This is a genomic window from Streptomyces sp. STAM6, from assembly GCF_054963715.1.
On sequence record NZ_JBUEFZ010000013.1, the window covers coordinates 96,425 to 121,220 of the forward strand.

Consider the following 24,796-nt stretch of genomic DNA (forward strand, 5'->3'; position numbering starts at 1 on the left):
CCAGCGGCTCCTTCTTCGCGCTCTGAGCCGCGCACAACAACAGACACCACCCCCCTCTTTTCCTAAGTAGGGGAACGCTGCGTCACCTGCGTCACACACGACGGAAAACGGCCTCTGACCAGCCAAAACAAGCGTGACGCAGAGCCCAACCGTCTGCGTCATCGTGCGTCACCTGCGTCACGCCACCGTGACGCAGGTGACGCGGCAGTGACGCACCCCCGCCGCGCTGTGTCACAGATTCCCCCAGGTCAGAAGCCTGAATGACGCTGGTGACGCTGTGACGCAGAAATCCCAACCTCGGACAGACGAGCCCTCCGGGCCCGCGCGCCCGCAACTCATCGCAGAAGACCTCACACCCTCCGCGACGGACATGAGGAGTCACCGAATCCATGGCCACCGAAGAGCCGACCGACCTGATTGGCGTCCTGCTCGCCCTCCTGCGCGGCAGCGTCCCGGACCGCTACCTGACTCCCGAGGACCTGGTCACCATGTTCAGCCTCCCAAGCGTCGAAACCGTCTACCAGTGGCGCCGCAAGCGCATCGGGCCGCCCGGTTTCCGCGTCGGCCGCTACCTCCGCTTCAACCCCGCCGCCGTCAGGGCGTGGGAGGCCGAACGCACCGCCCTCGACGACGCGGCCTGAGCCTGCCGCGCACCGCGCCAAGCAACTCTCCGGGGAGGGCCACACCGTGGCCCTCCCCCTCCCATGCCCAGAAGGGACCGCGCCCCACATGGCAGGCAGCATCCAAGACCGCTGGTTCAAGACCGAGACCAACTCCGCAGGCAAGAGCAGCAAGGTCAAGACAGCCCGGTACGGAACCGGCATGCGCTACCGGGCCCGCTACTTCGCACCCGACGGCAAGCGCAAGAGCAAGTCATTCGCCGACGGACAGAAGCGCCTCGCTGAGCAGTGGCTGACCAAGATGGCTGCGGACGTGGCCCGCGGCGACTACATCGACCCGAACGCGTCCCGGACCTCCTTCCAGGAGTTCGCGGAAGGATGGTTGGCGAGCCAGAGCGGGGACCCGAACACCCGAGCGTCGATGCAGTCGCAGCTCAGCCTGCACGCTTTCCCGCGCATCGGGTCACGCGCGCTGGGATCGTTCCAACCGAGCCACATCCGGGAATTCGTGACGCAGCTCGAAGCGTCCGGCATGTCCGGCGCCTACGCGCGCGTGATCTTCTCGAACGTCCGCGCTGTCCTTTCCGCCGCTGTAGAGGACGGCTACCTGCGCCGAAACCCCTGCAACTCGCGCACGGTGACGCTCCCCGAGATGGGCACGCGCCGTGTCGTCCCCTGGCAGCCTGACCGCGTTTTCGCCGTACGTGACGCCATGGTCGAGCGCTTCCGGACTATGGTCGACATGGGTGCCGGATGCGGCCTGCGACAGGGCGAGATTCTCGGACTGTGCGTCGATGAGCTGGACTTCGACAGCGGCACCCTGCACGTGGTGCAGCAACTCAAGTTGAGCCTGAGTAGGCCAGTGTTCGCGCCTCCCAAGGGCGGCAAGCTCCGGGACGTGCCTCTCCCCGAGCCTGTAGCTGAGGCATTGAAAGAGCACATGAAGCGCTTCCCGCCGGTTGAGGTCACCTTGCCGTGGATGCGCGCAAGCGGTCAGCCCGTGACCAAGCGGCTCATCTTCAGTGGGCCGCGCGGCGGGCACGTCTGGCGTACGTCGCTGAATGAGGACCACTGGAAGCCCGCCCTCGCGAAGGTAGGCGTCATCCCCAAGGCCAAGAGCCGTGAGCACGAGGCCGCTCGCGAACACGGCATGCACGCGCTCCGCCACTTCTACGCGTCCGTTCTCCTGGACGCCGGCGAGAGCATCAAGGCCGTCAGCGAGTACCTCGGACACTCTGACCCGGGGCTGACGCTGAAGGTGTACGCGCACCTCATGCCGAGCAGCCGGGACCGGGCCCGGAACGCCATCGGCCGCGCACTCAGGCCGCACGATCCGGGGCGCTGAGGGCCCACAGTGGGCCCAGACCATGAAAACGCCCCTGACTCGCACCATGTGCGCAGGTCAGGGGCATGATCACAATCCCTACTTCTTCTTGCCCTGGTTCTTGACCGCCTCGATGGCGGCCGCCGCGGCGTCCGGGTCGAGGTAGGTGCCGCCCGGCTTGACCGGCTTGAAGTCGGCGTCGAGCTCGTAGGCCAGCGGGATGCCGGTCGGGATGTTCAGGCCCGCGATGTCCGCGTCGGAGATGCCGTCGAGGTGCTTGACCAGCGCGCGCAGGCTGTTGCCGTGGGCGGCGATCAGGACCGTCCGGCCGGCCAGCAGGTCCGGGACGATGCCGTCGTACCAGTACGGCAGCATGCGGACGACGACGTCCTTCAGGCACTCGGTGCGCGGACGCAGCTCCGGCGGGATCGTGGCGTAGCGCGCGTCGTTCGCCTGGGAGAACTCGTTGTCGTCGGCGAGGACCGGCGGCGGGGTGTCGTAGGAGCGGCGCCACAGCATGAACTGCTCCTCGCCGAACTCGGCGAGCGTCTGCGCCTTGTCCTTGCCCTGCAGGGCGCCGTAGTGGCGCTCGTTCAGGCGCCAGCTGCGGTGGACCGGGATCCAGTGGCGGTCCGCGGCCTCCAGCGCGAGCTGGGCGGTGCGGATGGCGCGCTTCTGGAGCGAGGTGTGCAGTACGTCGGGCAGCAGACCGGCGTCCTTGAGCAGCTCACCGCCGCGGACCGCCTCCTTCTCGCCCTTCTCGGTGAGGTTGACGTCCACCCAGCCGGTGAACAGGTTCTTCGCGTTCCATTCGCTCTCGCCGTGGCGGAGGAGGATCAGCTTGTACGGTGCGTCGGCCATGCGTACGAGATTAATGGACGCGGGTGAAGGCCGACGGAGCCGTCTCAACCCTTGACGGGTCCGGTCAAATGAATAGCAGCGGGGTCGCACGTGCTTGTAAGTTCCGGTTACCGGATCAGCCACTTACGGGGGATACACGCATGTCGATGGCCACGCTCAGGCGCGCGGCGAAGGAAAGTGTCTCGGGGCTTCCCCCGGCGTTCTGGTGGCTGTGGGCCAGCACTCTGGTCAACCGGCTCGGGGCGTTCGTGGCCACCTTCATGGCCCTCTACCTGACCCTGGAGGAGGGCTACTCGGCCTCGTACGCGGGTCTCGTCGTCGCCCTCCACGGGCTCGGCGGCGTGGTGTCGTCGCTGGGCGCGGGGGTGATGACCGACCGGCTCGGCCGCCGTCCCACCATGCTGATCGCGCAGCTCGCGACGGCCGCCTCGGTCGCCGTGCTGGGCTTCATGGAGCACCCGGCGGCGATCGCCGCGATGGCCCTGGTCGTGGGCGCGGCGTCGAACGCGTCGCGGCCGGCCGTACAGGCGATGATGGCCGACATCGTCCGCCCCGAGGACCGGGTCCGGGCGTTCTCACTGAACTACTGGGCGATCAACCTGGGCTTCGCGATCTCCTCGGCGGGCGCCGGCTTCATCGCCGAGTACAGCTATCTCGCCGGCTTCCTCGGCGAGGCGGCCCTGACGCTCGTCTGCGCCGTACTGATCTTCGTCAAGCTTCCCGAGTCGCGGCCGGAGCACGCCCCCGAGGCCGCGGGCAAGACGGCCGACCCCGGGCTCGGGATGGGCACGGTGCTGCGCGACGGGCGCTTCATGGGCGTCGTCGGGCTGTCCTTCCTGATCTCGCTGATCTTCCAGCAGGGCTATGTGACCCTGCCGGTCGCCATGGGTGTGGACGGGTTCTCCAGCGCCGACTTCGGGCTCGCGCTCTCGGTCAACGGCGTCCTGATCGTCGCCCTGCAGATCCCGGTGACCCGGTACATCGAGCACCGCGACCCGCGCCGGCTGCTGATCGTCTCCGCGCTGCTGGCCGGCTACGGCTTCGGGCTCACCGCCTTCGCCGAGTCGATCGCCGTGTACGCGCTGACCGTGGCCGTCTGGACGCTCGCCGAGATCGTCAACGCGCCGACGCAGACGGGCCTGGTGGTCCGGCTCTCCCCGCTGCACGGCCGCGGCCGCTACCAGGGCGTCTACACCATGTCCTGGTCGGTGGCGGCGCTGATCGCGCCGCTGATGTCGGGCTGGGTGATCGACCGGTTCGGCGCGGAGTGGCTGTGGGGGATGTGCGCGGTGCTCGGGACGGTGTCGGCGCTCGGCTACTGGCTGCTGATGCGCTCGCTGCCGGACCAGGAGGAGACGCCGATGGAGGAGAAGACGCCGGAGGAGAAGACGCCGGTGGAGTCCGCGCCCGCCACGGCGACCGCACCGGTCACCGCGAACTGACGGCGCGCCGGGTCGTAGGGTGCGCCGGGCCTCGTACGGCGCGCCACGTCGGGTCGGCGTTCCGTCAGTGCCCGGTCGGCGTTCCGTGAGCCGTCGGCCGACGTGTCGGCGTCCGATCACCGGGTCAGCGTTGGTCAGCGTGTCAGCGTTCGGTCAGATGGGTGAACGCCTCGAGGTTCCGCGTCGATTCGCCCCGGGCCGTCCGCCAGGCGTACTCCTTGCGGATCGCCGAGGCGAATCCCAGCTCCAGGAGCGTGTTGAACGCGCCGTCCGCCGCCTCCAGGACCGAGCCGAGGATGCGGTCCAGCTCCTCCGGCGTGACCGCCGACAGGGGCAGCTTGCCGGTCAGATAGATGTCGCCGAGGCCGTCGATCGCGTAACTGACGCCGTAGAGGCGCAGATTGCGCTCCAGGAGCCAGCGGTGGACCCCCGCCTCGTTCTCGTCGGGGTGGCGGATCACGAAGGCGTTCAGGGACAGGGAGTGGTTGCCCAGCCGCAGCGAGAGCGTGGTGGACAGCTTGCGGGTGCCCGGGAGCGTGACGACATAGGTGCCGGACTCCGGGGACTCCCAGGTCAGCTCGGCGTCGTCCAGCGCGGACTCGATGATCTGCCGTGCTTCGCCGGCCGTGCCGCCGGCCATCTCGTCAGCCATGGTGCGAGCGTACGCGACGGCGGTGATCGTGCATCGCGGCCGTGTAGACCTCGGCCGTCCTGGAGGCCGCCGTCTCCCAGCCGAAGGAGGCGGCGTGGCGGGCGGCCGCCGCACCCATCCGGGTGCTCAGGGCCGGGTCGGTGACGAACCGGCGCAGGGCGGTGGCGTAGTCCGCGGGGTTGTGGCCCTGGACCAGGTACCCGGTCGAACCGTCCGCGACCGCCACCGGGAGGCCGCCGACCGCGGCGGCCACGACCGGGGTGCCGGCCGCCTGCGCCTCGATGGCGACGAGCCCGAAGGACTCGCTGTACGACGGCATGACCAGCACGGACGCGGCACGGAACCAGTCGGCGAGCCGGTCCTGGTCCACCGGCGGGTGGAAGCGCACCAGGTCGGCGATGCCCAGCCGGGCGGCGAGCTTCTGCAGCCCCTCCGGCTTGGCCAGGCCGCTGCCGCTGGGCCCGCCCACCACCGGGACGATCATGCGGGAGCGCAGGGTCGGGTCCTCGTCGAGCAGCCGGGCCGCGGCGCGCAGCAGGATGTCGGGGGCCTTCAGGGGCTGGATGCGCCCGGCGAAGACCGGCACGAAGGCGTCGGCGGGCAGCCCGAGCCGGGCACGGGCGGCGGCGCGGCCGTCGGCGGGCTGGAACCGGTCGAGGTTGACGCCCGGGTGGACGACCGCGACCTTCGCCGGGTCGGCGTCGTAGAAGCGGACGAGCTCGGCCGCCTCCTCGTCGGTGTTGGCGACCAGCCGGTCGGCGGCCCGGACGATCTGGGTCTCGCCGATCACACGGGCCGCGGGCTCCGGCGTGTCGCCCTCGGCGAGGGCGGCGTTCTTGACCCTGGCCATGGTGTGCATGGCGTGCACGAGCGGCACGCCCCAGCGTTCGGCGGCGAGCCAGCCGACGTGTCCGGAGAGCCAGTAGTGGGAGTGGACCAGGTCGTAGTGGCCGGGCCGGTTCCCCGCCCAGGCCTGCATCACGCCGTGGGTGAAGGCACAGAGCTGGGCCGGCAGCTCCTCCTTGGCGAGCCCTTCGTAAGGCCCGGCGTCGACGTGCCGGACGAGGACGCCCGGGGCGAGCTCCACGGCCGGGGGCAGCGCGCCGGTGGTGGCGCGGGTGAATATCTCGACCTCGATGTTGATCGCGGCGAGCCGTTTGGCCAGCTCGACGATGTAGACGTTCATGCCGCCCGCGTCACCCGTACCGGGCTGGTGCAGCGGGGACGTGTGCACGCTGAGCATGGCGATCCGGCGCGGCACCCGCGGCCGCCCGGGCAGCCGGAGCCTGGGCGGCACCGCGAGGGTGCCGGCGAACCGGGACACGTACTGGCTCACGTCGACGGTCCTTCCGCTCTCGGGCATGGCAAAAAGAGGACGCGCGTTCCTCCATCGCCCAGAACAGCGGAACGCTCCCTTTCATTTCCGTTTTGCCAATTCATTACGGGGACGGTGCCCGGCAGGGGCCGCACGCCGGGCACCCCGCGGCCCCTGGCCTACCCTCGTCTCCATGGCCCCGCGCACCACCCGCCCCGTCGGCAACCCGACCCGCGGGACCACCAACCCCAACCGGCTCCGCCGCATGGACCGCTGGATCGCGGCCGTGCACGGCCCGGCCCTGCGCCGCGCCGGGGAGGCGCCCGTGGCCGTGGACCTCGGGTACGGGGCCGCTCCCTGGACCGCCGTCGAGCTGCTGCAGCGGCTGCGCACCGCCGACCCGCGCACCCGGGTGGTGGGGATCGAGATCGACCCGGCGCGCGTCGAGGCCGCCCGGCCCTACGAGCGGGACGGGCTCACCTTCGCGCACGGCGGCTTCGAGGTGCCGGTCGACGGCTCCCCCGCCCTCATCCGGGCGGCGAACGTGCTGCGCCAGTACGACGAGGACGAGGTCCACGCGGTCTGGGCCCGGCTGTGCGGCCGGCTGGCGCCCGGAGGGCTGCTCGTGGAGGGGACCTGCGACGAGATCGGCCGGCGGCATGTGTGGGTGGCGCTGGGGCCCGAGGGCCCGCGCACGGTGACCTTCGCGACCCGCCTCGGCTCGCTGGAGCGGCCCTCGGACCTGGCCGAGCGGCTGCCGAAGGCGCTCATCCACCGCAATGTGCCGGGGGAGCCGGTGCACGCGTTCCTCCGGGACTTCGACCGGGCATGGGCGGCGGCCGCCCCGTACGCCTCGCTGGGTGCCCGGCAGCGGTGGATCAGGACGGCCCGCGACCTGGCCGCGGACTGGCCCCTGGCCGACGGCCGGCGGCGGTGGCGGCAGGGTGAACTGACGGTGTCGTGGGCGGCCCTGGCCCCCCGTTCCCTGTGAATATCCCCGGCGGGGGAACGCCCCTGGGTGATCTTTCGTCCCACACGGGTGGATGTGACCCGTCAAGTGCCCTGAACCTCTGTCGCTTTGGCGGCGGTCGTGGCACCATCGCGGAGGCCACTGAAAGTTACTGACGGTAAATCAGATAAGTGCCGGCGTATGTCCGGAGGGGGACACTCGTGAACCGACGCCGCTGTGCCGCCGCCGCCATCACCGTGGTCTGCGCGCTGACCGTGCTCGCGTCACCGGTCCAGGCCGCCTACGCGGCACCCGCGCCTCCCCCCTCGACACCGCCCGCGGCGCCCCCGTCCGGCAAGAGCCTCGAAGAGGTCCGCAAGGAGATCGAGAGCCTCTACCGCCAGGCCGCCTCCGCCACCGACGCGTACAACCTCGCCGAGGAGCAGGCCAAGAAGCAGTCGGCCGAGATCGTGAAGCTGGCGCGGGCGATCGTCGACGGCCAGGCCCGCATCGACGATCTGAAGAAGCGGGCCGGCGCGGCCGCCCGCGCCCAGTACCGCAGCGGCGGGATACCCGAGGAGGCCCGGCTCGTCCTCACCGACGACCCCCGCCTCTTCCTCGACGGCGTCGGCCGGGTCCAGCAGGGTCAGAAGGCCACCAAGGACCTGCTCGCCGAACTGAACCAGAAGCAGTCGGACTTGGAGACGTACACCAAGGACGCCAGCGCCCACTGGACCCGGCTGGAGGCCAACCGGGTCAAGCAGGCCAACGCGAAGAAGCAGATCGAAAGCAAGATCGCGGCGGCGAAGAAGCTGGAGGAACGGCTCGCGGCCGCCGAGCGGGCACGGCTGCTCGAACTGGAGCGGGAGGAGCAGTACAAGGCCCAGACGGCCTGGCTCGGCTCCGGTGTGCTCAAGGAGATCAACGGCAGTGCGAGCGAGCAGGGGCGCAAGGCCATCGAGTTCGCCACGGCCCAGCTCGGCAAGCCGTACGTGTGGGGCGCCGAGGGCCCGGACTCCTACGACTGCTCCGGCCTGACGTCCCAGGCGTGGGCGGCGGCCGGCAAGGGCATCCCGCGCACCTCCCAGGAGCAGTGGCGGCTGCTGCCCCGGATCGACATCAAGGACATGCGCCCCGGCGACCTGATCATCTACCACGCCGATGCCAGTCATGTGGGGATGTACATCGGCAACGGCGCGATCGTCCACGCCCCGCGGCCGGGCCGGAACGTCACGGTCACGGGCGCCGGCTCGATGGCCATCCTCGGGGTCGTACGCCCCGACAAGTGAGCCTTGCCACATAAGTCCTGGCGGCTCGTGCGTGATGTTCGTCATGACCCCCTGCCCAACTACGCCCCGACGTGCGGCATATGCCACCGGCTCTTCGTCGATCACCATTCCGTTCGGCCGCCCGGGGCCGCTATGGTCCCCGTCTGGTGAGGTGTCGCCCGATGCTTCACCGCGCCCTCGGGGGGAGGGAAGGAACCAAGCCGATGCCCGTACCCGTACCGCGACAGAGGGTGACCGTCTCCGCCGGCACCGCTGTGGCGGAGACCGCCGGTGGTGTGGACCTCACTCTTCTGGTGATCGAGGACGACCCGGCCGGTACCTTCACCGTCCCCGAGCTGACGGACGCGTCCGGCGCCCGCGTGCGCATCCGCACCGCCCGTAACCTCACCGAGGCCGAGCGGCTGCTCACCGACGACGTGCACTGTGTGCTCGTCGACCTCGCCCTGCCCGGCGCCCGGCCGGGCGACGACGCCCTGGAGCCGCTGCGGCACGTGCTGCGGATCGCCCCCCGCCACGCCGTGCTGGCCCTGACCACGTCCGGCGACGCGGCGCTCGCCGCCGAGGCGGTCCGCGCCGGCGCCCAGGACCACCTCTTCCGGGAGGAGCTCGACGGGCCGCTGCTGAGCCGCGCCATCCGGTACGCCGTGGAGCGAAAACGCGCCGACTCGGTCCAGGTGAAGCTGGCCGAGTCGCGTCTGCGGGCCCAGGAGAACGCCCGGCTGGAGCGCGGCCTGCTGCCCACGCCGCTCCTGCAGGGCTCCGACCTGAGGTTCGCCGCCCGCTACCGGCCCGGGCGCTCCCGCGCCCTGCTCGGCGGCGACTTCTACGACACGGTCCGCACGCCGGACGGCACGGTCCACGCCATGATCGGCGACGTGTGCGGGCACGGCCCGGACGAGGCGGCGCTCGGTGTGGAGCTGCGGATCGCGTGGCGGGCGCTGACGTTCGCCGGGCTCTGCGGCGACGAGCTGCTCTCCACGCTCCAGCAGGTGCTGGAACACGAGCGGGAGAGCGAGGAGATCTTCGCGACCCTGTGCACCGTCGACATCGCCCCGGACGGGCGGCGGGCCGGGCTCTGCCTGGCGGGCCACCCCTCACCGCTGATCGCCCGGCACGGCCGGGCGGCGAAGCTGCTGCCGTACGAGGACGGCGGACCCGCCCTGGGCCTGCTGCCCGGCGCCCGCTGGCCGCGCCGTCAGGTCGAGCTGGGCGGCTCCTGGAGCCTGATGATGTACACCGACGGGCTGATCGAAGGCCGCTCGGCGGGCCCCGACTCCGCGCGGCTCGGCCAGGACGGCATGCTTGAAATGATCAACCGCATGCTGGCGTCCGGCCTGGCCGGCGAGGAGCTGCTGGAAGCCGCGATGACGGAGGTCCGGGAGCTGAACGGCGGCGAGCTGACGGACGACGTGGCCGTGCTGCTGCTGGCCCGCGACAGCAACGACCGGGCCGCCCGCGGACGCCGTCGCCGCTGACGGAACCGGCCGTTTCCCCCTCGCCGGAGAGGGGCGGCTCAGCGCCCGCCGTTGTACGGACCATAGGGCCCGTCGCTGCTGGACCCGCCGCGCCGGCCCCGGCCGCCTCCCGACACCCGCTGGAGCGCCGGACGGACGTCGACCATGAACACGATCGACGCGACCAGCCCCGCGAGCTGCAGGAACAGCATCGGCACCAGCAGGTTCACCGCGACCGTGACGCCCAGGATGATCAGCCAGAAGGGCTTGCTCTGCTTGTCGGCGGCACGGTAGGCGTCCTCGCGCGCCATCACCGCGATGGCGAAGGCGACCACGGCGATCGCGAGCATGGCCAGGTAGATGAGGAAGAGGAACGAATTGAACCCCTCGAGCAACATGCTGAGCACCGCCTAATGAGTGGATGAAGCGCCTCGCGGCCAAGGTACCCGTACAACGCCCGCCGATCGACGATCGTGCCCACCGCGGCGGGAGGGCACCCCGGCGGGCGCGGGTGCGGGTGCCGGTACGCGCGGCCGTGCGGGGGCGGGCGCGCGGCCGTGCGGGGGCGAGCGCGCGGCCGTGCGGGGGCGGGCGCGCGGCCGTGCGGGTGCGCGCGGGTGCCGGTGCGCGGGCGAGGCGCGGCCTACTTCTCCGGGGAGGCCGTCGTCTTCCTGGCGGCCGGCTTGCGGGCCGCCGGGGTCTTCTTCGCGGGGGCCGTCTTCTTGGCCGCCGGCTCGTCCTGCGGCTCCGGGTCCGCCTTGGGCTCCGGGTCCGGCTCCACCGCGACGGCGATCTCGTTGATCTCCTCGGCGGCCTCGCCGCGCCAGGTCTTCACGGCCTGCTCACCGTGCTCGGCGACCCGCTCGTAGGTCTCCCGGGCCCGCACCGCGTACTCCGCGGCCGCGCCCACACCCCGCAGGGCCAGGCCCTGGGCCTGCTCGCCCAGCTTCTTCAGGTCGGTGTCGAGGCTGCCGAGCACCTCGGTGACCTTGGCCTGCACGGTGGCCTGGGCCTCCTTGGCCCGCACGGTCACCTTCTCCTGCACGACCTTGGGGTCGGTGTTGCGCACCGCGTCGATCCGCGCGGGCGCCTCGGCGGCGATCTGCTCGATCAGGCCCGGCACCTTCCTGGCCTGCTGCACGGCGAGGTCCGCCGTACCGGCGGCGAAGTAGAGCGGGGTACGCAGTTCTTCGATGATGGCCATGGTCTGTGGTCCTCCCGGATCGCAGAGTGGGTTCGGCTTCGGGTGAGGGTTCAGGGGGTCTTCCCCCGGTCGGCACCACTGCCGTCGGCCGTGCGGGGGCCGTCCTCGGCGGTGTCGGCGTCGGCGGTGGCGGTGGTGTCGGCGGCAGCCGTGTCGAGGCCGTTCTCCTTGCGGAACGAGTCGTAGATCTGGAGCAGCACCTGCTTCTGCCGCTCGTTGATCGAGGGGTCGGCGAGGATGACGGCTCGCGTCTCCAGTTCCTCGCGTTCCCGCTCGTCCAGGATCCCGGCCCGCACGTACAGCGTCTCCGCGGAGATCCGCAGCGCCTTGGCGACCTGCTGGAGCACCTCCGCACTCGGCTTGCGCAGCCCGCGCTCGATCTGGCTCAGGTACGGGTTCGACACCCCCGCGGCGTCGGCGAGCTGACGCAGCGACAGCTGCGCGTTGCGCCGCTGCTCGCGCAAGTACTCACCGAGATTGCCGACGTTGAGTGATGCCATGCCCCGATGGTGCACCCTCTCGCTAACTTTTGCAAGCAACTGCTTGCTGGAGTGTCGCTTCTCGGTCGGCTGCGGCGCGGAAGGCCGCCTTTCCGCGCGGCCGGTCGTGGTACTCGGCGATCAGCCCGTGCTCGCGCCGGCGGCGGGAGCGGGAGTGGACGCGGCCCCGGCCGGGGAAGTCCGCGGGCCTCGCCCGCCGGGCCCCGAGCCACCGAGAGGCCCTGCCTTCATGCGCGTACAGCGGAAGGATCACCCGGGTGGGAGACCGTCCGGTGAGGCGCGGCAGGGATGAATCGGCGGGCGGCCGCTCCGGCGGGCGGCGGGCGCAAAGGCGATGAACCGGGGCCGGGCTTGCCCGTAACATGAGCTGGATCCAAGCAGCGGAGGCCAGTTGACGCGGCATCAGTGCCGCAGCGCCTTCCCACGTGTCGAGGAGAGCAGTGCGCATGACCGACCAGCAGGTTGTCCGACCGGCGGCCATCAGCGGATTTCCCGAGTGGCTCCCTGAAGTGCGGCTCGTCGAGCAGCATTGGCTCGACGTCATCCGCGCGGGTTTCGAGCGGTACGGCTTCTGCTCGGTCGAGACGCCGTCCGTGGAGCCGCTCGACGTGCTGATGGCGAAGGGCGAAACCTCGCAGGAGGTCTATACGCTGCGCCGGCTCCAGGAGGACCAGGACGACACGTCGGACGCCAAACTGGGCCTGCACTTCGACCTGACGGTGCCGTTCGCCCGGTACATCGCCCAGCACTTCAACGACCTGGTGTTCCCGTTCAAGCGCTACCAGATCCAGCGGGTCTGGCGGGGTGAGCGCGCCCAGGAGGGCCGTTTCCGGGAGTTCACCCAGTGCGACATCGACGTCATCAACGTCGACCACGTGCCGCTGCACTTCGACGCGGAACTGCCACGGATCATCCACGAGATCATGAGCGAACTCCGCCTCCCGGCGTGGACCATCAACGTCAACAACCGGAAGGTCCTCCAGGGCTTCTACCAGGGGCTGGGCGTGGACGACCCGCTGGAGGTGATCCGGACCGTCGACAAGCTCGACAAGATCGGGGTGTCCGGGGTCAGCGAGCTGCTGTCCCGGAAGGTCGGCCTGACGGACCGCCAGGTCGGAGCCTGCGTGGAGCTCGCGAGCCTGCGCGGCACCGACGCGTCGGTGGTGGAGGACATCACCGGACTCGGCATCCGCTCGGAGCTGTTGTCCGAAGGTCTGGACGAACTCGCCTTCGTGCTGGACTCGCTGAGCGACCTGCCGACCGGGAGTCTGCTGGCCGACCTGTCGATCGCCCGCGGCCTGGACTACTACACGGGCACGGTCTACGAGGGCAAGTTCACCGACTGGCCGGGCTACGGCAGCATCTGCTCCGGCGGCCGGTACGAGAACCTGGCCGGCTCCTACATCCGCCGGAACCTGCCTGGCATCGGTATGTCGATCGGGCTGACCCGGATCTTCGCCAAGCTGCTGGCCGAGGGGCTGCTGCCCACCGGCCCGGCCTCACCCAGCGACCTGTTGATGGTGCTCCCGGAGGGCAGGGAGCAGGCCGCCGAGGCGGCGGCGACCGCCGGGCTGCTGCGCCGGCGCGGGCTGAAGGTGGAGCTCTACCACCAGCCCGACAAGGTGGGGAAGCAGGTGCGCTACGCCTCCCGCAAGGGCATCCCGTACATCTGGTTCCCGCCGCTCAGCGAGGGCCGGGAGCACGAGGTCAAGGACCTCGTCAGCGGGGAGCAGACCGCCGCCGACCCGGAGACCTGGCGGCGCCCCTGAGAGCCGCCGCCCGGGAGGCGGCGCACCGCGGGACGTGAACCGGTGGAGGGCCCGACGTGCACGGCGACAGCCGGCCGTCGGGCCCTCCACCGTCCCGGGGCCCGAGACAGCGGGGCCGGTTGGCTTGTGCTGGACATGGCGACCACCGGACGGCCCGGGATCTTGAGGCCGCGGAGCCGTTGCGCACACGATGGGAACCGGGCGGGAAACCGTCCGTCACCCGTAGGGCATCGGTTCGACGAGACGGAGTCCGTATGGCCACCGCGCCCCACCCGAGCGAGGCAGGCGCCCTCGCGGCAGTCGCGCCGGCGCACCCGGCTCGGATCGAGGCCGCGCGGCTCCACGAGTCCGTCGGGGACCCGGTGCTGACCTCGATGACCCTGCTGAACGAGATCGCCGGGCGCTTCCCGGACGCGGTCTCCTTCGCGGCGGGCCGCCCGTACGAGGGCTTCTACGACACCCGTGCGCTGGCCAGGTACCTGGGCACCTTCGAGGAGTACCTGCGCGGGGAGGCCGGGCTGACGGACGAGGAGGTCACCCGGGCGTTCTTCCAGTACGGCAGGACCAAGGGCATCATCCACGAGCTGATAGCCCGGCACCTGGCGAACGACGAGGGCTTGCGGACCGACCCCGAGGACATCCTGGTGACCACCGGGTGCCAGGAGGCCATGGTGCTCGTCCTGCGGGCACTGTGCCGGGACCGGCGCGACGTGGTGCTCGCCTCCTACCCGTCCTACGTCGGATTCCTGGGCGCCGCCCGGCTGGTGGGCATGCCGGTCCGGGGAGTGCGCGAGAGCGCCACCGGCATCGACCTCGAGGACCTCACCGCCCAGATCAGGCGGGCCCGTGCGGAGGGCTTGCGCCCCCGCGCCTGCTACGTGGTCCCGGACTTCGCGAACCCCAGCGGCGCCACCATGACCACGGCGGACCGGCGGCGGCTGCTGGAGGTGGCGGCGCAGGAGGACATCCTGCTGCTGGAGGACAACCCGTACTCGATGTTCCGCCTCGACGGGTCACGCCCGCCGACGCTGAAGTCCCTGGACCGCGACCGGCGCGTGGTGTACCTCGGCTCGTTCGCCAAGACGGCGTTCGCCGGCGCCCGGATCGGCTACGTGGTCGCGGACCAGCCGGTGGAGGACGGCGCAGGCGGCAGCACGCGGTTCGTGGACGAGCTCGCCAAGCTCAAGAGCATGCTCACCCTCAATACCTCCACCGTCGCCCAGGCCGTCATCGGCGGCTTCCTGCTGGAGCACGGGTGCAGCGTGGAGAAGGCCTCCGTCCGGGAGGCCGCCGTGTACCGGGAGAACCTCCGGCACCTGCTGGGCGGCCTCACCGAACGGTTCGGCGACGGCGGCGCCGACGGCGCGGCCGGGAGGGTCAGCTGGAACACACCGAACGGGGGGATGTTCGCCGTGCTGACCGTCCCGTTCCGCGCGGACCAGGCCATGCTGGAGTACTCCGCGAGCCGCTTCGGGGTGCTGTGGACTCCGATGGAGCACTTCTACGCCGGCACCGGCGGGCACCGGCAACTGCGGCTCTCCTACAGCGTGCTGTCCCCGGACCGGATCAGCATGGGTCTGGACCGGCTGGCCGCCCTGGTCCGTGACCGCGCCTGATCAGCCGGCCAACTGCCGGGCCCGGACGTCGCCCAGGTCGAGCATGCCGGACTCGGAGAGTTTGACGGCGGCCTGGAATCGGGTCTGGACCCGAAGCCGCTCCAGGAGCCGGGACACTTTGCGGCTCAGCGTCCGGGTGGAGATGCCGAGTTGGCGGGCGATCGCCTCGTCCTTGGAGCCCATCGCCATCATGTGGACGACCATCTCCTCGAAGGGGCTGAGCATCTCGCCGACTTCCTCCGCCCCGTGGACCGAGGTGAGCGGCGCGGCGACGGCCCAGTGGAAGCCGAAGATGGCCCGCAGCGCCGCGACCACCTGGCGGCTGCGCACCGCGAACGCGCCGCGTGCCGTCTCTGCCGGGTCGATCGGCAGGATGGCGACGTCGTCGTCGATGACGATCATGCGCAGCGGGACCGCCGGGGCGACCCGGATCTCGGCGCCGTGGCGGGACACCTCGGTGAGGTACTCCGCGAGGTGGGGCACCGCCACCAGGTGGTGGGCGTAGATGGCCTCTAACTGCACGCCCTGGTCGAGCGCCGCGAGGTCGCGGTGGATCATCTCGTCGAGCAGTTCCACCGGTGGCACCCCGCCGGGGTGCATGGCCTGTTCCCGGACGCGGGCGTCGAGGGCCCGCTCCTCGATGTACTCGTTGACCGCCGAGGCGGTCGGCAGCATGTCGATGGTCGCGGTCTCGGAAGGGCCGGCCTGCGGGGGAAACTCCCGCAGCAGGGAGAGGATCTGCTCCTGGCGGTGCGACCGGTCCCGCATCCAGCCCTCGGTGAGTTCGCGCTCCATGGACACCAGCCGGGAGAGGGCGTTGACCGGCCGCACGACCTGGTAGCCCGAAGGCTGCAGCGGGGCCGGCAGCAGGAGGCCCATTCCCTTCAGGTGCCCGACGGCCCGTTCGGCTTCGAGCGGCGAACACTCCGTCTCCGCGGCTATGTCCTCCGGTTCCCAGGAACATCGGTCCTCTGCTGTGTGATACAGCTGCCGGGCCAGGTCTGTGAAATCGATTCCGGTTGTCACGAAGTATTCCCCCATGAATGTCGCTTCCCCCGGGCAGGGACGAGCCCTGACGTTCTTCCGACACTACACGAGCCTCACGACGGGGCAGCCGGGTTTTTTGCGGGCGAAATTCGGGATCATTCCCGCCAGATGGTCGTTGCTTTGCCTTTCAACTGCTTCATTGGTCGGCTCCCGCCAATTCATCCGCGGCCCTTCCTCGAGGCTGTTCCGCAGCCGATGGTCACGGGTGGGGTGATCTTGCTGTACCGGGTGTGACAGCGGCGTCGGAGCGCTGCGGCGCGAGGGTGCGGACCCCGTCCGCGAGGGCCGGCCGTGGAGCTGCCGCTGGAGCAGCACAAGCGGGTCCGCAAGGAACCCGCGCCGATCAAGGACGGCACCCTGGCCCCCACCCGCGACCACGCCGACACCCGGTTCGTCGTCGCCGTCGCGCGTGGGCCGGCCGCCGCGAGGACAGCGCCCGCGTCGAGCACACCTTCGCCCGCATGAAGGACTGGAAGATCTTGCCCGCCTCAGGGCTCCTGGTCGTTCGGTTGGTGATCTCACTCATCAACGTCTCGATAAAAGAGCCCTGTTGATCCCTTATCGAGCCATCCTCGACGTCCCGCACCAGGTGGTTGAGCATGTCTCCTGGCTCATCTGCGCCCGAAGGCGTGAAATGCGTTCGCACCGGCGGCGTACTCACCAGTAAAGCGCCGGATCTCAGGCCGCGCAGCCGTTGTGATCGCTGAACTCATGGCCAGGGACGTTCCGTGGCCGCATGAGCGTCACCGGGCCGGGCTTGCCTCTTGGCCGGGAAAGCGGGCCATTGGCGTCGGCGGGAAGCACCGCCCGGTGTCCGTCGACCGGACCCTGGACGAGGTCGTCGGCCACCTCGCCGCCGGCGGCGGGACCGGCACCGTCGAAGGCGCGGAGATTCGACGCCGAATGCCGTGACGCAGCCCGATCAAGCCCGGAAGCTGCGCGGACGTCACCCACGCCCGCGGGTTGGGGCTGGTCAAGCTCCTGGCCGACGGGCCGCGGTCGGACTCCTTACCGATGCCGCCCACCAGGACCGTGTACGAGCGCGTCGGCCGTCCGAGCCACCGGGACCCCGGCCCGGACGAATCCGATCCCGGTGGTCGTCGGCCCGCCACCCGGGCCTCACCGCCGACGTCCATCTCACATGGTGAGACCAACGACGCGGCTGTCTTGATCCCGTCAAGGCGAGCAGACGAAGCCGGGAACGCTGGACCGGCACCCCTGGGCCAGGAAATGATCTGAATACCGGATGAGCCGACGGGGGCTCGGTAATCCCGCTCAAGGGAAAGGGGGGTAATCGTGGAGCAGCTCATCAACGGATGGTGGTGACGCATTCATGGATAAGCGTCGAAATTATCTCTGTAATTGATTGCACGGAGGATCGGTGACAGCCCGTCTGGGAAAGCAGTACTGGCTTCTCTGGTCGTCCTCCAGCCTGTCCGCGCTGGGCGACGGAATGCGACTCGTGGCACTGCCGCTGCTCGCGTACTCCGTCACCGACGACCCGGCGGCCATCACCCTGATCATGGTCTTCGCCTCGCTGCCCGGGCTGCTCGTCGGCCCCCTGGCCGGGGTGCTCGTCGACCGGCTGGACCGGCGACGGGTCATCGCCGCCGCCAACGTGCTGCGGGCTGTCCCGGTGCTGGTGTTCGCCGCGTTCGTCCAGGCCGACGAGGTACGACTCCCACTCATCTACGCCCTGGCGCTGCTGCTCCCGGTCTTCGAGGTCCTGGTGGACAGCGCCACGCAGCCGCTGATGTCGGAACTGCTGCCGGAACCCCTCCTGGAGAAGGGCAACTCGCGGATCTTCATCGCCCGGATGCTCGCCCAGGACGTCCTGGGATCGCCCGTCGCCGGAACACTGATGGCGGTCTCCGCCAGCCTGCCGTTCCTGGTCAACGGGGCGACGTTCCTCGGTGCGACGGTCCTCATCCTGATGCTCGGCGCCCGGTCGGCGGCCCGCGGGCCACTGCCGGCGGCCGCGAAGGCCCCGGGACCGGACGCACCGGGCGGCGGCGTCGCCGGGGTCTGGCGGAACCTCAAGGAGGGCATGGAGGCCATCTGGCACACGCCCATGCTGCGCACCATAGCCCTGACCTCGGCCGTACTGAACTTCGTCCTGCTCGTCGGCTCCTCGCTGATGGTGATCTACGCCAAGGAGGACCTGCGCCTCACCGACACCCAGTTCGCGCTGCTGTTCTCCGCGGCCGCCGTGGGCAGCGCCCTGGGCGGATGGGCCGCGCCGTACATCGTCGCGCGGCTCGGCACCGGGCCGACCATCACCGTGGCACTGTTGGCGATCGGCGCGTCCCGGGCGGGCTTCGGCCTTGCCCACGGGTTCTGGAGCGCACTCACGGCGTTCTTCGCCATCGGCGCGGCGGTGTTCGTCTTCGGCGTGGCCGTCACCTCCTACATGCAGCGGGCCACCCCCAACCACCTGGTCGGGCGGGTGTACGCGACGAGCCAGGCGGTGAGCTACGGGGCAGCCGTCCTCGCGGCCCTCATCGCCGGAGCGCTGGCCAGCGTCACCAGCGTCCGCAGCATCATGCTGATCGGCGGCCTCGCCGCGATGGCCTGCGGCCTCGCGGCCTGGCGCAGCAATTCCAGCCAACCGGACCCGGATGGCGGGGACGCCGCGGAGGACCGTGACACCGGGCCTGACCCGGTGGGGCCCGGCGCCGACCGGGCGGAGCGCCCGGAGCGCGCGAACACTCAAGCAATCGACTGAAGCAGGGGACTGGCCGATGTCAGAATCGTTGGACGTACTCATCCTCTCCAAGAGGTCCGTCGGCGGCGTCCGCCACCTCGCGGAGCTGCTCCGGAAGTCGGGCCGCCGACCCGTCCTGCTCTCGGAGAACCCGGAGGACATGAACCGCGGCGCCTGTGACGCCCACGTGGTGGTCGACTGGGCCGCCGACGGCCCGGAGCGGGCGGTGGCCGCCATCGACGCGGCCGGCGTGGTGCCGACCGCGGTGGTCAACCTGGTGGACCCGCTGGTGCAGTGGCAGGCGTGGATCGCCCGCCACTACGGCCTGCCCGGCGGCGAGCCGGCGCGCGAGGTGCTGGTGAGCAAGGCCCGGGTTCGGGAGGAGATGCACCGCCTGGGCCTCTCCGACCTCTGGTTCGGTCACGGCGCGGCCGGCTCGTACCCCGTCGAGGAAGTCCCGGCGTACCCGGTGATCGTCAAGCCGTGCACCGACTCCGGGGCCTCCCGGCTGGTGCGGCGCGCCGACGACGCGGAGCAGCTCCGGGCGGCCCTGCGGGAAATCTGCGGGAACGCCGGACCCGAGTTCGAGGTGATCGTGGAGGAGTATGTCGCGGGCACCGAGATCTCGATCGACGGGCCGCTGATCGACGGCCGGTTCCGCGGCCTGCTCCACGTCGAGAAGTACGGGCGGGACGAGGCGCGCAACCACGACACCGGCATCCTGCAATCGCCGGTGCGCGGCGAACGGCTCACCCGGGGAGCCGAGCTGGTCGAGCGCCGGATCACCGCGCTCTGCACCGGCCTCGGCCTGGACAGGGGTTGGCTGCACGTCGAGGCGCGGATCGCGGAGGACGGGACCGCGGAACTGATCGAGATCAACCCGCGCGTCGGCGGGGGCATTTACCCCGCCGCGATCACCCACGCCTGCGGTCTCGACGCCGTCGAGGAGATGCTCCTGATGGCGCTCGGCCAGGAGGACCTGGAGCGGCTCCGCTCGGCGGCCCGCAACGACGAGCTCATCGGGTTGGTGCACATCGAGCCCGATCGGGTTGGCAAGCTCACCGAGGTGACGCCGCTGGAGCGAATGAAGGAGCTCCCCGGGGTGCTGGACGGCTACATCTGGGACGACTTCGAGGTCTGGTCCCTGGACAACGAGAACTTCTTCGCCGCGTTCGTGGTCACCGGAGGCACTGAGCCGGAGCTCGCCGAGGCCGCGGACCGCGTGCACCGCGAGTTCTCCTTCCGGGTCGGGTGAGCCGGCCGCACATCCCGGCCCACCCGCCACGCCATGCCCGACAGCCCAAAGGCAGGAGCGCCATGTCTGTAGTGCCCGGACCGCCGCAGGTCGTCATCTGCAAGTGGAACGTCCACCTCACCAGGTCCATGCTGGACCTCACTCCCCATGTCTTCGTCATCCTGGACGAGTTCGACACCGCCTACATGGATCCGGACTGGGACCTGCTGGCGAAGGCCGAACGGGTCTACCGGATCAAGGACTTCGATTCGATCGAGGAGATCGCCGCGGTCGCCGCGGACCTCGCCCTGCGCGGCGCCGAGATCAGCCGCATCGTCAGCTTCACGGAGTTCAGCCAGTTCGGCGCCGGGTACCTCGGAGTGCTGCTCGGACTCTCGGACGACCCGATGCAGCACGTCGCCTTCCGGGACAAGCGGTTGATGAAGGACCGGGTACGCCGGGCCGGCGTACCCGCCGCGGCGTGGGCCACCCTCGCGGACCCCTCCGACGAGGCGGACGTCGCCGCCGTCCGGGAGCGGCTGGCCTTCCCGGTGGTGATCAAGCCGGTGGCCGGATCGGGTGCCATCGGGACGGTCAGGGTCGACCGGCCCGAGGAGCTCGACCGGGTGATCCGGGACATCGAGCCCGACCCCCACCTGAAGTCGCACCAACTCGCCGTCGAGGAGTTCGTCTCCGGGCGCGAGTACCACGTGGACGCCCTGTGGCGGGACGGCGAGGCCCACTACCTGATCATCAGCGCCTACTACCGTCCGCGGATGGCGGTCCTCGACGAGGACCCGGCGGCCGGCGACACCCCGCGCGACGGCAGCTACGTCGTCAACGAGGAGGACGACCCGGATCTCCACCGGCGGATGCGCGAGCTGCACCGGAAGGTCAACGGCGCCCTGGGCATCACCGACGGCCCCACCCACCTGGAGGTCTTCGAACGGCCCGACGGCGAACTGGTCTTCTCCGAGATCGCCTCCCGGATGGCGGGCGCCTGGATCGGAGCCGTGATCAGCGCCTGGCTCGGCTACGAGATCCACGAGGCCATCGCGGCCAGCGCCGTCACGGGCACGATTCCCGCGCCCTCCCCGAGCCGGCCCTACCTCGGCGGACTCCACCTGCGCCCCGAGGGGCCCGGCCGGATCACCGCGATCCCCGAGGAGGCCGAGATGCTCGCCGTCGACGGAGTGCTGCGGGCGCAGCGGCTCCGCGCGGTCGGCGACACCGTCGAGCACGCCCACCCGTCCGAGTGGTGCGCCTTCGTGACCCTGGGGGCCGGGAGCCGCAAGGAATACGACGCCCTGGCCCGCCGCGTGACCGATCTGCTGCGGGTCGAGGTCGAGCCCCTCGGATGACCCGGCGACCGGCGAGCGCCGGTCGCTCCCCCAACTGCTCGCGACCGCCGGCCGCGAGAAGCCCAACGACGTCGACGGCCGACGAACAACGACGGCCCGACCGGAGGAGATATCCATGACCACCGTCAGCGACATCGAGAAGATGAACTACAACCAGCTCATCGGCGTGGTCCGCGAGACCAACCGCCCGCCGGGCGGCATTCGCAGCATCGCCCAGATCGCCGCCAACGGCTTCCTCACCAAGGACTCGCACGTCCTGGAGATCGGCACCAGTACCGGCATCACCGCCGTCGAGCTGGCCAAGCTCGTCGGCTGCCGGATCACCGCGATCGACATCAACGAGGAGAGCCTCGTCGAGGCCCGCCGCCGCGCGGAGGAGGCGGGCGTCGCCCACCTCATCACCTTCGAGCGCAAGGACGCCACCGACACCGGCTACCCGTCCGGCGCGTTCGACATGGTGTTCTGCGGAAACGTCACCTCGCTGATCCCGGACCGTGACAAGGCCCTCGCCGAGTACACCCGGGTCCTCAAGACCGGCGGCTTCATCGGCGCGATCCCGATGTACTACATCGACACCCCGTCCGACCAGCTGATCAACGACGTGCGCGCCGCCATCCAGGTGGACATCACCCCGCTCTACCGCGACTTCTGGATCGACTTCTTCGTCGGCGGCGAGCGGCACGCCTACTTCGTACAGGACTACCGCTTCGATGCCGTCCCCACCGACGAGGTCGACCGCTTCGTGGACGACATCCTGCGCCGTCCCCACCTCGCCGAACTGGAGGAGGACGCCCGCAAGCTGGTCCAGGAGCGCTACCGCGAGTACATGCAGCTGTTCCGGGTGAACCTCAGCCACATGGGCTTCACCACCCTGCTGCTCCGTAAGGAGCCGGCGGATGTCGAGCCCGAGCTGTTCGTCTCGACCGCGGTCTGAGGCACGGCCGTGATCACCTGGCCGTCCCCGCTGACCGACGGCGCGACCCTGGCCGTCTGGGCCCCGAGCTCACCGGCCCCGGTCGCCTTCCCCCGGCGCTTCGCCCGGGGGGTGGAGGACCTCGGCTCCGAGGGCTTCACCGTGCGGCCACTGCCCTCCTGCGGGGTCGCCCGGGGCGTGTCGACCCTGGAACCCGTCGCACTGGCCGAGGAGTTGCACCGGGCACTGCTCGACCCGGAGATCGACGGTGTGATGGCGGCGGTCGGTGGCTGGACCCTCCTCAACGTGCTGCCGCACCTCGACTGGCAGTTGATCGGGGAGGCCGGCAAGCCGCTGATCGGCTACAGCGACCTCACCACCCTGCTCAACACCGTCTCCCGTCGTTCCCGCCTGGTGGCCTTCCACGGGCCGATGCTGGTGTCCGAGTGGGGCGAGGCGGGCGGGGCCTGGGACTACACCCGGGAGGAGTTCCGCGCCCTGACCGGTGGCGCTGGGCTCCGCCCCGGGCGGCCGGTGGCCGAGCCGGCCGAGTGGTCGGACGAGCTGCTCTGGTGGGACAAGGAAGACACCCGGCCGCGCGCCCCCCGCGAGGGCGAGCGGATTCGGACCGTACGGGCCGGGGACGGGGTCGAGGGAACGCTGTGGGGTGGCTCGCTGGCCGTCCTGTCGCTCGCCCTCGGCACCCCGTACGCGGACCCGCCGGAGGACGCCCTGGTCTTCCTGGAGGCCGAGGGCCTCGCACCGGACGAGTTCGCGGCCCGGCTGTGCCAGCTGCGGCTGGCCGGCGTGTTCGACCGGGCTGCCGGTGTGCTGGTCGGCCGGATCGGCGGGGCCCGGGCCTGCCTGAGCGGTTTCACCGGCTTCGACGAGGTGCTGCGCGATCTGGTGCCCGCGCAGCTCCCCATCGCGGCGGGATACCCCTTCGGGCACTCGACGCCCATGCTCACCGTCCCGGTCGGCGGCCGGGCCCGGCTGGACTGCGCGCCGGCCGGGCCGCCCCGGCTGACCCTCCTCGCGCCGACAGTCTGACGGCCGCCGGACCCGGCGCCCTCCCGGGTGCCGCGCGGGCTCTCCCGGGGCCGGCGGCAAACCGCCCTTACCTACACGAGAATGGATCGCTTCATGAGCACCACGACATCTGGTCGTGACGACGCGTCGGTGCGGCAGTTCGACATCTCGATGCCCGGCTTCCCCGAGTCCCTGCCCGCCGACGTGATGTTCGAGCAGGACATCATCCGGACGATCGGGAAGGGCTTCGAGGCCCGGGGCTTCCGGCCGCTGGACTCCGCCTGCATCCAGCGGCAGGAGGTCCTGGTGGCCGGCGGCGCCCAGTACCTCGACGGCGGCATCCCCGAGTTCGCCTTCACCGTTCAGGAGCCGCCGGAGTCGTACACCGGGGCCAACTTCGCCCTGCGCTACGACCTGACGGTCCCGGTCTCGCGCTTCATCGCCGAGCACTCGAGCAAGCTCTCCTTCCCGCTGCACGTCTACCAGATCAACAAGGTCTGGCGGGCCGAGCAGATGCCGACCGCCACCCACTGGCGGGAGTTCTACCAGTGCGACGTGGATGTCATCGGCCAGGGCGAGCTCAGCCTGCTCTACGACGCCGAGATCGCCAACGCCCTGGTCGGGGCCTTCCGCAACATCGGCGTGGACGGCTTCACCGTCCGCATCTCCAACCGGAAGGTGCTCGCGGCCCTGCTGGACAGCCACGGCGTGCGGGTCCACCGGGCCCGGGCGATCGTGCAGATCCTCGACAAGGGCAACCGCCAGCCCGTCGAGGAGACGGTGACCCAGCTGGTGGCCTCCGGCATTCCCGAGCACGTCGCCGCGGACCTCGGTCGGCTGGTCTCCTCGCCGACCCTGTCGGACGCCCGGGACCTGCTCAAGCTCCGGGGCGCCGACCAGGTGGGCATCGAGGAGCTGGACACCGTGATCCGCGCCGCCCACGACCTCGGCGTGCCGGAGGACCACCTGGTGCTCGATTTCTCGATCACCCGGGGACACGACTACTACACCGGCACCGTCTTCGAGACCTTCGCCACGGGGCGCGAGCACTGGGGCGCGATCGGCGCCGGCGGCCGATACCAGGACCTGCTGAAGCACGTGAACGGCAGCAGCTACCCCGGGGTCGGCATGTCGGTCGGCCTCGCACGGCTGATGGGCCTGCTGCGGGAGGACGGCGTCCGCAAGCAGCAGGGACTGCGGCACGAAGCCGTCACCGTCGTCCGCCGCGAGGACGACGACGCCCAGGCCGTGACCGGGACAGTGCGGCGGCTGCGCGAGGCCGGCCTGTCCGTGCAGGCGGTCTTCGACCCCGTCGGCGCGGAGAAGGCGCTGAGCATCGCGACGGAGGCAGAGGTGGGCTTCCTCGTCTCCCTCCAGGACGCCGGCACCGCGACGGTGCGGGACATGGCCTCCGGCGCCGAGCGCGGCGTGCCGGTCGACGGCGTCGCAGACGCGATCGCCGAGCTGCGCCGGGCCGGCTGACCGCCCGTCCGCCCGACCGCGCGAACGCCCG

At 70.9% G+C, this 24,796-nt stretch carries 22 protein-coding genes; 15 read left to right on the forward strand and 7 right to left on the reverse strand.

Annotation, left to right across the window (positions count from 1 at the left end; translation table 11 throughout):
• Positions 1-389 precede the first annotated feature (389 nt).
• The gene (locus ACY34K_RS17860) at positions 390-641 is read left to right on the forward strand and encodes a helix-turn-helix transcriptional regulator (RefSeq protein ID WP_462748113.1); all 252 of its coding nucleotides are present in this window, start codon (positions 390-392) and stop codon (positions 639-641) included.
• A gap of 88 nt (positions 642-729) precedes the next feature.
• Positions 730-1,965 carry a tyrosine-type recombinase/integrase gene (locus ACY34K_RS17865; RefSeq protein ID WP_462748115.1) on the forward strand — a complete coding sequence of 412 codons (1,236 nt, stop codon included), beginning with the start codon at positions 730-732 and terminating at the stop codon, positions 1,963-1,965.
• 78 nt (positions 1,966-2,043) lie between these two features.
• Here ACY34K_RS17865 and ACY34K_RS17870 read toward each other — a convergent pair whose 3' ends face one another.
• A complete protein-coding gene (locus ACY34K_RS17870; protein ID WP_462748117.1) occupies positions 2,044-2,805 on the reverse strand; it encodes a phosphoglyceromutase in 762 nt (253 codons plus the stop codon).
• Between the two features lie 140 nt (positions 2,806-2,945).
• Here ACY34K_RS17870 and ACY34K_RS17875 point away from each other — a divergent pair, with 140 nt between their 5' ends.
• A complete protein-coding gene (locus tag ACY34K_RS17875) occupies positions 2,946-4,247 on the forward strand; it encodes an MDR family MFS transporter (protein ID WP_462748120.1) in 1,302 nt (433 codons plus the stop codon).
• Between the two features lie 142 nt (positions 4,248-4,389).
• Here ACY34K_RS17875 and ACY34K_RS17880 read toward each other — a convergent pair whose 3' ends face one another.
• Entirely contained in the window at positions 4,390-4,899 is a 510-nt protein-coding gene (locus ACY34K_RS17880; protein ID WP_462748121.1) for a type III secretion system chaperone family protein, read from the reverse strand.
• Positions 4,892-6,235 (reverse strand): D-inositol-3-phosphate glycosyltransferase, encoded by a 1,344-nt coding sequence (mshA, locus tag ACY34K_RS17885; RefSeq protein WP_462748122.1) that lies wholly within the window; start codon positions 6,233-6,235, stop codon positions 4,892-4,894. The genes ACY34K_RS17880 and mshA overlap by 8 nt, the downstream gene beginning before the upstream one ends.
• 172 nt (positions 6,236-6,407) lie before the next feature.
• On the opposite strand from mshA, the gene ACY34K_RS17890 reads away from it, so the two are divergent.
• The 3 genes from ACY34K_RS17890 (at position 6,408) to ACY34K_RS17900 (ending at position 9,927) form a co-directional block, all read left to right on the forward strand.
• Positions 6,408-7,205 carry a class I SAM-dependent methyltransferase gene (locus tag ACY34K_RS17890; RefSeq protein WP_462748123.1) on the forward strand — a complete coding sequence of 266 codons (798 nt, stop codon included), beginning with the start codon at positions 6,408-6,410 and terminating at the stop codon, positions 7,203-7,205.
• Positions 7,206-7,384: 179 nt separating this feature from the next.
• Positions 7,385-8,452 (forward strand): C40 family peptidase, encoded by a 1,068-nt coding sequence (locus ACY34K_RS17895; protein WP_462748125.1) that lies wholly within the window; start codon positions 7,385-7,387, stop codon positions 8,450-8,452.
• Positions 8,453-8,655: 203 nt separating this feature from the next.
• Positions 8,656-9,927 carry a PP2C family protein-serine/threonine phosphatase gene (locus tag ACY34K_RS17900; RefSeq protein ID WP_462748128.1) on the forward strand — a complete coding sequence of 424 codons (1,272 nt, stop codon included), beginning with the start codon at positions 8,656-8,658 and terminating at the stop codon, positions 9,925-9,927.
• A 38-nt stretch (positions 9,928-9,965) separates the two neighbouring features.
• Here the strand turns inward: ACY34K_RS17900 and ACY34K_RS17905 are convergent, their stop codons facing one another.
• The 3 genes from ACY34K_RS17905 to ACY34K_RS17915 all read right to left on the reverse strand — a co-directional run bounded on the left by ACY34K_RS17905 (position 9,966) and on the right by ACY34K_RS17915 (position 11,610).
• Entirely contained in the window at positions 9,966-10,304 is a 339-nt protein-coding gene (locus ACY34K_RS17905; RefSeq protein ID WP_462748130.1) for a DUF2516 family protein, read from the reverse strand.
• Positions 10,305-10,549: 245 nt separating this feature from the next.
• On the reverse strand, positions 10,550-11,110 hold the full coding sequence (locus ACY34K_RS17910; protein WP_462748131.1) for a hypothetical protein: 561 nt from the start codon (positions 11,108-11,110) through the stop codon (positions 10,550-10,552).
• Positions 11,111-11,160: 50 nt separating this feature from the next.
• The gene (locus tag ACY34K_RS17915; RefSeq protein ID WP_462748133.1) at positions 11,161-11,610 is read right to left on the reverse strand and encodes a helix-turn-helix domain-containing protein; all 450 of its coding nucleotides are present in this window, start codon (positions 11,608-11,610) and stop codon (positions 11,161-11,163) included.
• Between the two features lie 446 nt (positions 11,611-12,056).
• Here ACY34K_RS17915 and hisS point away from each other — a divergent pair, with 446 nt between their 5' ends.
• Complete coding sequence (gene hisS, locus ACY34K_RS17920) at positions 12,057-13,379, forward strand: histidine--tRNA ligase (RefSeq protein ID WP_462748135.1); 1,323 nt, start codon at positions 12,057-12,059, stop codon at positions 13,377-13,379.
• A gap of 254 nt (positions 13,380-13,633) precedes the next feature.
• The gene (locus ACY34K_RS17925; protein WP_462748137.1) at positions 13,634-14,995 is read left to right on the forward strand and encodes an aminotransferase-like domain-containing protein; all 1,362 of its coding nucleotides are present in this window, start codon (positions 13,634-13,636) and stop codon (positions 14,993-14,995) included.
• On the opposite strand, the gene ACY34K_RS17930 is transcribed toward ACY34K_RS17925, so the two are convergent.
• Positions 14,996-16,021 carry a helix-turn-helix transcriptional regulator gene (locus ACY34K_RS17930; RefSeq protein ID WP_462748140.1) on the reverse strand — a complete coding sequence of 342 codons (1,026 nt, stop codon included), beginning with the start codon at positions 16,019-16,021 and terminating at the stop codon, positions 14,996-14,998. It abuts the gene before it with no gap.
• A gap of 312 nt (positions 16,022-16,333) precedes the next feature.
• Here ACY34K_RS17930 and ACY34K_RS17935 point away from each other — a divergent pair, with 312 nt between their 5' ends.
• The 7 genes from ACY34K_RS17935 (at position 16,334) to ACY34K_RS17965 (ending at position 24,765) form a co-directional block, all read left to right on the forward strand.
• A complete protein-coding gene (locus ACY34K_RS17935) occupies positions 16,334-16,507 on the forward strand; it encodes a hypothetical protein (RefSeq protein WP_462748306.1) in 174 nt (57 codons plus the stop codon).
• Between the two features lie 916 nt (positions 16,508-17,423).
• Complete coding sequence (locus ACY34K_RS17940; protein ID WP_462748144.1) at positions 17,424-18,767, forward strand: MFS transporter; 1,344 nt, start codon at positions 17,424-17,426, stop codon at positions 18,765-18,767.
• A 16-nt stretch (positions 18,768-18,783) separates the two neighbouring features.
• A complete protein-coding gene (locus tag ACY34K_RS17945; protein WP_462748146.1) occupies positions 18,784-20,001 on the forward strand; it encodes an ATP-grasp domain-containing protein in 1,218 nt (405 codons plus the stop codon).
• Between the two features lie 62 nt (positions 20,002-20,063).
• Positions 20,064-21,341 (forward strand): ATP-grasp domain-containing protein, encoded by a 1,278-nt coding sequence (locus ACY34K_RS17950; protein WP_462748148.1) that lies wholly within the window; start codon positions 20,064-20,066, stop codon positions 21,339-21,341.
• Between the two features lie 115 nt (positions 21,342-21,456).
• The gene (locus ACY34K_RS17955; protein ID WP_462748150.1) at positions 21,457-22,275 is read left to right on the forward strand and encodes a class I SAM-dependent methyltransferase; all 819 of its coding nucleotides are present in this window, start codon (positions 21,457-21,459) and stop codon (positions 22,273-22,275) included.
• Positions 22,276-22,284: 9 nt separating this feature from the next.
• Positions 22,285-23,304, forward strand: a complete 1,020-nt coding sequence (locus tag ACY34K_RS17960) for a S66 peptidase family protein (RefSeq protein ID WP_462748152.1) — start codon at positions 22,285-22,287, stop codon at positions 23,302-23,304.
• A gap of 93 nt (positions 23,305-23,397) precedes the next feature.
• On the forward strand, positions 23,398-24,765 hold the full coding sequence (locus ACY34K_RS17965) for a histidine--tRNA ligase (RefSeq protein ID WP_462748154.1): 1,368 nt from the start codon (positions 23,398-23,400) through the stop codon (positions 24,763-24,765).
• The last annotated feature ends 31 nt before the right edge of the window (positions 24,766-24,796 follow it).